The sequence below is a fragment of the Binatus soli (SeqCode) genome (assembly GCF_050015535.1).
GTDB lineage: Bacteria > Desulfobacterota > Binatia > Binatales > Binataceae > Binatus > Binatus soli.
The window spans coordinates 155,147-161,364 of sequence record NZ_JBEKBF010000009.1 but is presented as its reverse complement, the minus strand read 5'-3'; the positions used below and the strand labels follow the sequence as shown (position 1 = coordinate 161,364).

Genomic DNA, 6,218 nt, shown 5'->3' with positions numbered 1-6,218 from the left:
TTTTCCGCTTCCTCCGAATGCGTATCTGCTTTCGATCTCATCTCCGCTCCTTTTGGGGTTAAGATGAGCCAAAAACCCTCTCTTCCTCAATCGCTGCAAACTGTCCAACTTGTGCTGACGGGGAACAAATTGAATCACATTGGCCCTCTGCTGAGCGCTTCCATCGATTAGATGAAATGCTGAAATTCCCCGTGGCGCGACTCCTCAACGGAGTGCTGATGTTCCAGCAGCTTTGGGCCGTTATCGATGGCTCGAAGAAAGTCGGACCTGTTCCGGAATCTTCACTCTCAAATCTTAGGGAAATGGCCGCAGACCTGCGAGTGTGTTGCGAAGCGCTTGAGCTTGATGCAGCGATTGAACGAATTGAAATTCATCTGGACCTTTGGCCTAAGACCGCCAAATATGAAACTCTTAGCGTTCAATTGCGAGTCTTGTGCGAAACAATTGAGGGTCAGTTACATCGAAGACAATTCGCGTTCATTCCTCTAGACAAAGCAAAGCTAATCGAAAAGATACCAATAGATTGGCGACTGGTACTCGAAAAGTTTTCAAGAGCGCAGACTGATATTCAAGCAGCGACCGAATGTTACGCACTCGACTGCAATACTGCCGCTGTTTTTCATTCTATGCGGATTGCCGAACACGGCTTGCGCGCCTTGGCGTGGAGACTAGGTCTGCGGCAAATCGGCAAACAGAAGTATCCTCTCGAATACGCGGAATGGGGAGCAATCTTAAACGCTCTGCGCGGCAAACTGAATGCGCTTCAACAGTCGCCGGGGAGAAATAATCGGAAGGCGGAAGAGACTAAATTCTATGCGGACGCATCCAGCCACGCCAACTATCTGAACGAAATTTGGCGAAAGGAAGTCTCGCATGCTCGCGGCCCGTACAATGCACCCGAAGCATTGAACGCGCTGACCCGCACACGCCAGTTTATGGAATTGCTCGCTCAGCGCATGAAAGAGCGGCCTATCGGCAGATAAACGCGGGCCGCACCCTCGCAGGCCAAAGCGACCGTCCGCGCTAATTGCTTGAAGAATCTGGTGCGGGCCGCGCTTCTGGTTCGAGCCCGAAATCGTCTGAAATTATTTCTTCAAAAGACCAAGGACAGTCTTTTGGGAAATCTTTGAGTGGCAAATGAGTTTCGTCGCTAGCCTTAATGCGAGCGCGTTCAAAGGTTGTCGCTAAGAACTCATCGCGTTTGCCTTGAAATAGACCGGGCGACTCCATGAGCAAATCTTGTATTTGCTCTCTGGCATCCCTGATCGAAGTGCGCCAGCTGTGATGTCGCTTAACTTCGTCTGGTTGGGACTTCATTTTGAGCAAGTGAGCGAGCAGTCTCTTAAGCTGCTTGCGCATCTCGCGTCTTTCCCCCGCTGCCATGGATTCAAGTTCCTCGGCTAGTGCATTCCAATCTAAAAGATCGCTTCGGTGAGCATGGAGCACCTTGGCCTGATCAACAAGCCACCCGTGGAAATCATCCTCAAGGCGAGTCGTTTCCATAAGCGCAAGAGGATAGAACGCTGCATCTTTTGTCAAGGGGACAAGCGTATACGACGGCAACGACGACCACGGCACGAGCGTATTTGTAGCCTTGAGATCGCGATGCACAAAGGCAGATGGCGGATATATTCGGATTGCCCACTGTGCAAGAGGTTCAAGCGACTTTGCCCGCTCTTCGTCAAGTTCCTCTTGAACTTGTCTTATTATTTGTGGCGCGGCGGCCATCAGTTAAAACTTCTTTTGTAGATTCTTCGGACCATTGACCACGACTAGGGAAGTTCCATTTTTTACGAAATATCCTGGGTTCCCTTCAGCGTCTTTTTGGGCGTCCACTCTATAAACTACCGCCACCGGACTGCTGACCCGAATCACACTACCGTCTTCGAGTTCATACTCATTAAAGTGTTCGTCCTTATTGACGATCTTCACTTCGACAACGTCTAGAGAAAAACCCCCGACGTTATATTTTTTGGTTTCAGCCATTTGAAGATTTAATCGCTTTCTCCAACAGCTTGTCGAATTCCCTCAAATCGGAATCCGACAAATGCTCAAGTTTTTCTTTTATGCGCTCGTCTTCGGCGCGCTGTTTTGCGCTTGGAACGTACTTCTTTGTGCGGGCCGTGCCGCCCGCGCCCTTTCGCGTAGCCACCCCGATACTTTAGCGCTTCGAGGTCTGGACGGCTAGTTGCTGCACGTCGTAATCAATTCGGCAAATGCGTTCGGATTTGCCCGATTGTTGTAACGCCACGAAAATTCGTTCACGTACAGCGGCAGATAATCTTTGCTGATTTTGTGGTAACTGCCCATGATTCCGCGCTTGAGCAGCGACCAGAAACCCTCAATGGTTTGAGTGTGAACCGCGCCGACTACGTACTGTCCCGCGCTGTGGCGCACGACGCTATGCGGCAGATCGCGGCCAAGCAAGCGGTATCCTGAATGCTCATCAGTCGCGACCAGACTGACATTTGGGCCGACTGCGGAATGCACAAAACCGTCGAGAGTCGCGGTGTCGGTATTCTCGATCACTTTCGCGATCACCATACCCTTGCGGGCGATTGCGCCGATTACCGCAATCTTGCCAGCGGTTCCTGGCCCGCCAACTCCGGGCGGCCTGAACATTGGGTGCAGGGGTCACCCCAGCCATCGCGTAGTCGCGAAAAGATGCGGCGGGCGCCGATGAGCCGGGGGATGATCTTTTGGTCAGAAGCGGTCGGCGGTCCAGTACAAAGATCGCGAATCGGCGAAGATATCGAACGCGCGCGCTGACGCGGCCTCCGAAGCCATCGCGAACCGGCGCGCGAGTTTGTCAGGCGCAAGAACCCGCCACATGTAGAAATTGTCGGTGTGATGCACGACGGGGCATCCCGCGCCGTCAAGTGCTTTTTCGAGTGCGGGATCGTGCGCCGTATGCGTAACGAGAGGCGACGGCGCGGCGGACGTGGAAGCGCTGTGGAGCAGGGCGGCGCGCCGATGATCGCCGGTGCGCGCGCTGGTGACCGGCACGCCGGCCGCCTCCTCACCGAGGCACTTGAACGTCGCGAGCATCGCGTCAACCGCGTCGGCAGCGTATCCGAACTCCATCACCATCGAGAGGCCGTAAAGGAGCGTCACTCGCGCATACGCCGCGACTGGTCCGCCGTCGCGACACACCACGAAATACTCCTCGGAGCCCTCGCCGGGATAGCGCGGCTGATTGCCGGCGAATTTGAGATTCGCGCGCCATGCGGCGTCGTCGCGGACCGCGGTGACATTGAATCGGCCGCTGTAGCCGCGATGAATCGCGGCAACTTCGGCAAGGTCGCGCGCAATCTCGAAACTGTCGATGACGAAACGATTGGGCGCGTTCAGTGAAGGGGCGCCCGCCAGGATGCTGAGCTTGCGCTCGATCTCCCGCCATCCGAATTGGTTGTAGAAGGTGAGCCGATCCGCGAACAGCAGGGATACTTCGAAGCCCTCGCGCACCATGGTATCGACCGCCAGGCGCATCAGCGCCGAGGCGACGCGCTTGTGCCTGTACTCTTCGAGCGTGAAGACGGAGCCGATGCCGCCCATCGGAACCGATTGCCCGTTGAGGTTTATGGCGCGATTGAAAATCTGGACGGTGGAAACCAGTTGGCCGCGGTCGCACGCCACCAGGCACAACGCATCGCGAAACCTCGAATCGTTATGGTTGTAGCGGGCGAAAAATTCGCGGTCGTTGTGCCATCCCGCGAGCAGGTCGAGCACCTGGTCACGCTCGCCGTGGTGCGCGGATCGGACTTCCATCGCTTAGCGGAGGTCGAGATGGACCGAGGTTGGCGCTCCGCCGCGATTAATTGTGAGATCGAGCGCCGGCTGGGTTTTCATCGCTTGCATCAGGCCCAACGCCTGCATTGGATTGGTGACGGGCTTTCCGTCGATCGAGGTCACCAAGTCGCCGTCGTGCAGGCCGAGTTGGTCGAAGACGGAGCCCGGCGCGACCTGGGAGATCGAGAAGCCGTCGGTCTTGCCGTTGACGAAATGGGGCAACGCGCGCATCTGCGAGAAGAACTGGGCAGGATTTTCCATCGTCTGCGCAACTTCGGCGCGGCTGACCTCGAATTTTCCGGGGCCGACTTTCTTGAGCTCGAGTTTGCTGTTGCTGACGTTGCTGTCGCCGTTGTCATCACCGGCCGCAGGACGACCAACCCCGCGCATTCTGCGCCGCATGCCGGCGGGAAGGCCTCTGAGCCGGGGCGCCTTGGCCGCGCCGGTCAAAGCGGAAGCCGGCGCTTCGGGAATGTCCGAGACCGGAATCTCGATGGCGACGCGATGACCGTCGCGGTCGATGATGGCACGGTTGGTTTCGACGCCTACGAGCTTCCCCGCATCCGGGATGTCTTCTCCCAACTGGTAGAGCGATTCGGTGTTGTTTTGATCCTCGATGATCGCGTACGGTTTCGATTTGCTCTGCAGCGAAGTGCCGATCAGCTTCAGGTGCAGATCCTCTTCCACCACCGGCGCGGGTGCGCTTTCCTGCGGGACCTGGTTGAAGATGTCGCGCTTGACGATTGCGTCGTAGTAGGCGCGCGTGCGCAGGCCGAATGCGGCCTGCGGCGCGGTCGGCGGCGCGGCCCGAGCTACGGGTGCATTTGAAACGGTGCGCGCGATGATGTCCCGCACGCACATGGCCGAAACGATCGCCAGTACTCCGACCAGGACGAAGTTCAGAATCGTGACGTGGAGTTGTGTGAACCTGATTTCCATTTACAGGATCGATTCAGCCTCGTAAGCGCATCCTTTGACTAGACGGCCAACGTCGTAGTTCCATTCACCCTTCCAGCGGCTGATCACAAAGCTGGCCTGGCTGTGACCGCCGCGGACCAAGTCCATCAGGCGCAACAGGTAGATGCTCTCATCCTGGCCGCTTTTGTTCAATGCCCGCTGGCGCTCGAGTCCCTTGGCCGCGATCTGCATCAGCTCGTAGCCGAGCGCCTGCAGCTTGATTCGTCCGACCCGCGCGTCGAGTCCGTTTTTATGGGCGGCGTCGGCGATTTCGAGCCGCTCGCGATAGCTCCATCCCTTGACCAGGTCCCACGCCGCCTCGATGCAATCGTCGTTGTAAAGCGTGCCCTTGAGCAGTGCGGGCAACGCGAGCATGAATTGCGGCGGCTGGCTGTCGGCGGTGCGCACCTCGACGTATTGCTTGAGGCGGACCTCGGTAAAAATCGTGGTCAGATGATTGGTCCAGTCGTCAACGGTGGCGCGCTCGCGGCCGTATCCGCGCGCGAGATATTGGCGGAAGGTGAGGCCCGGCGGCCGGGTGAGATCGATGTACTCATGATCGCGAATCAGGAAGTACATCGGCACGTCGAGCGCGTAGTCGGCGTAATCCTCGAACGAACAATCGGGGCGAAACACGAACTCCGGAACCCCGCTGCGTTGGTTGTCGGTGTCGGTCCAGATGTGTCCGCGGAAGCTGTGATAGCCGTTGAGGCCGCCGTCGCTCAGCGGCGAGTTGGCGAAGATCGCGTAGAGGAGCGGCACGATACCCATGCTGACGCGCAGCTTGCGAATCGCGTCGGCCTCGTCGCTATAGTCCAGGTTGGCCTGCACGCCCGCAGTCTGCTTCATCATGCGCTGGCCGAGCGTGCCCATCCGCGCCATGTACGGGTACATGATGCGGTAGCGGACCTTCGGCAGCAGTTCGATCTGGTCGATGCGGCTCAAGGGCTGCATCCCCAGTCCAAGCACCGTCGCGCCGATCCGGCTGGTTATATCGATCATTTGTCGCACGTGGAGCGCAAACTCAGCATAGGCGCAGTGGATGGTGTCGCACTGCTCGCCGGACAACTCGATCTGACCGCCCGGCTCCAGTGTGATCGCCGCGCGTTCACCCTTGAGCGCGATGATGCGGCCGTGCTCGTCTTCAGGCTCGAAGCCGTACTTGGTCGCCATCCGTTGCAGCAAGTCTTCGACGCCGCCGGGACCGGAGTAGGGTATGGCGGTGCAGTCGGCGGTGCGGACGGCGACTTTTTCGTACTCGGTGCCGATCCGCCATCGTTCGCGCGGCTTGCCGCCTTGCTGGAAGTAGCGGATCAGGTCCTCTTTTTTTTCGAGCAACTCACTCATGAGCCAAATCCAATCGCGACTCCCTGAAAAGAGGCTACGCCAAGCGCGTATAATGGCGTCAGCAAACATGGGAGGCAAGCACAAAGCGGGCAGTGGGCGTCTCCGATCTCGGGCAGAGGGGCAGG

At 57.8% G+C, this 6,218-nt stretch carries 7 protein-coding genes; 1 reads left to right on the top strand and 6 read right to left on the bottom strand.

Annotation, left to right across the window (positions count from 1 at the left end; translation table 11 throughout):
• Nucleotides 1–176: 176 nt before the first annotated feature.
• The gene (locus ABR989_RS09045) at nt 177–983 is read left to right on the top strand and encodes a hypothetical protein (RefSeq protein ID WP_428127719.1); all 807 of its coding nucleotides are present in this window, start codon (nt 177–179) and stop codon (nt 981–983) included.
• A gap of 40 nt (nt 984–1,023) precedes the next feature.
• On the opposite strand, the gene ABR989_RS09040 is transcribed toward ABR989_RS09045, so the two are convergent.
• The 6 genes from ABR989_RS09040 to ABR989_RS09015 form a co-directional block, all read right to left on the bottom strand.
• Nucleotides 1,024–1,728: a DUF29 domain-containing protein gene (locus ABR989_RS09040; RefSeq protein ID WP_428127717.1), complete on the bottom strand. Its 705-nt coding sequence runs from the start codon at nt 1,726–1,728 to the stop codon at nt 1,024–1,026.
• Between the two features lie 3 nt (nt 1,729–1,731).
• Nucleotides 1,732–1,986, bottom strand: coding sequence for a hypothetical protein (locus ABR989_RS09035; protein WP_428127716.1), 255 nt, complete (start codon nt 1,984–1,986; stop codon nt 1,732–1,734).
• A 198-nt stretch (nt 1,987–2,184) separates the two neighbouring features.
• Nucleotides 2,185–2,622, bottom strand: coding sequence for an IS1595 family transposase (locus tag ABR989_RS09030; RefSeq protein WP_428127714.1), 438 nt, complete (start codon nt 2,620–2,622; stop codon nt 2,185–2,187).
• A gap of 81 nt (nt 2,623–2,703) precedes the next feature.
• Nucleotides 2,704–3,768, bottom strand: a complete 1,065-nt coding sequence (locus ABR989_RS09025; protein WP_428127712.1) for a GNAT family N-acetyltransferase — start codon at nt 3,766–3,768, stop codon at nt 2,704–2,706.
• Between the two features lie 3 nt (nt 3,769–3,771).
• Nucleotides 3,772–4,728: a type II secretion system protein GspC gene (gene gspC / locus ABR989_RS09020; protein ID WP_428127710.1), complete on the bottom strand. Its 957-nt coding sequence runs from the start codon at nt 4,726–4,728 to the stop codon at nt 3,772–3,774.
• On the bottom strand, nt 4,729–6,093 hold the full coding sequence (locus ABR989_RS09015; protein ID WP_428127708.1) for a glutamate--cysteine ligase: 1,365 nt from the start codon (nt 6,091–6,093) through the stop codon (nt 4,729–4,731).
• Between the last annotated feature and the right edge of the window lie 125 nt (nt 6,094–6,218).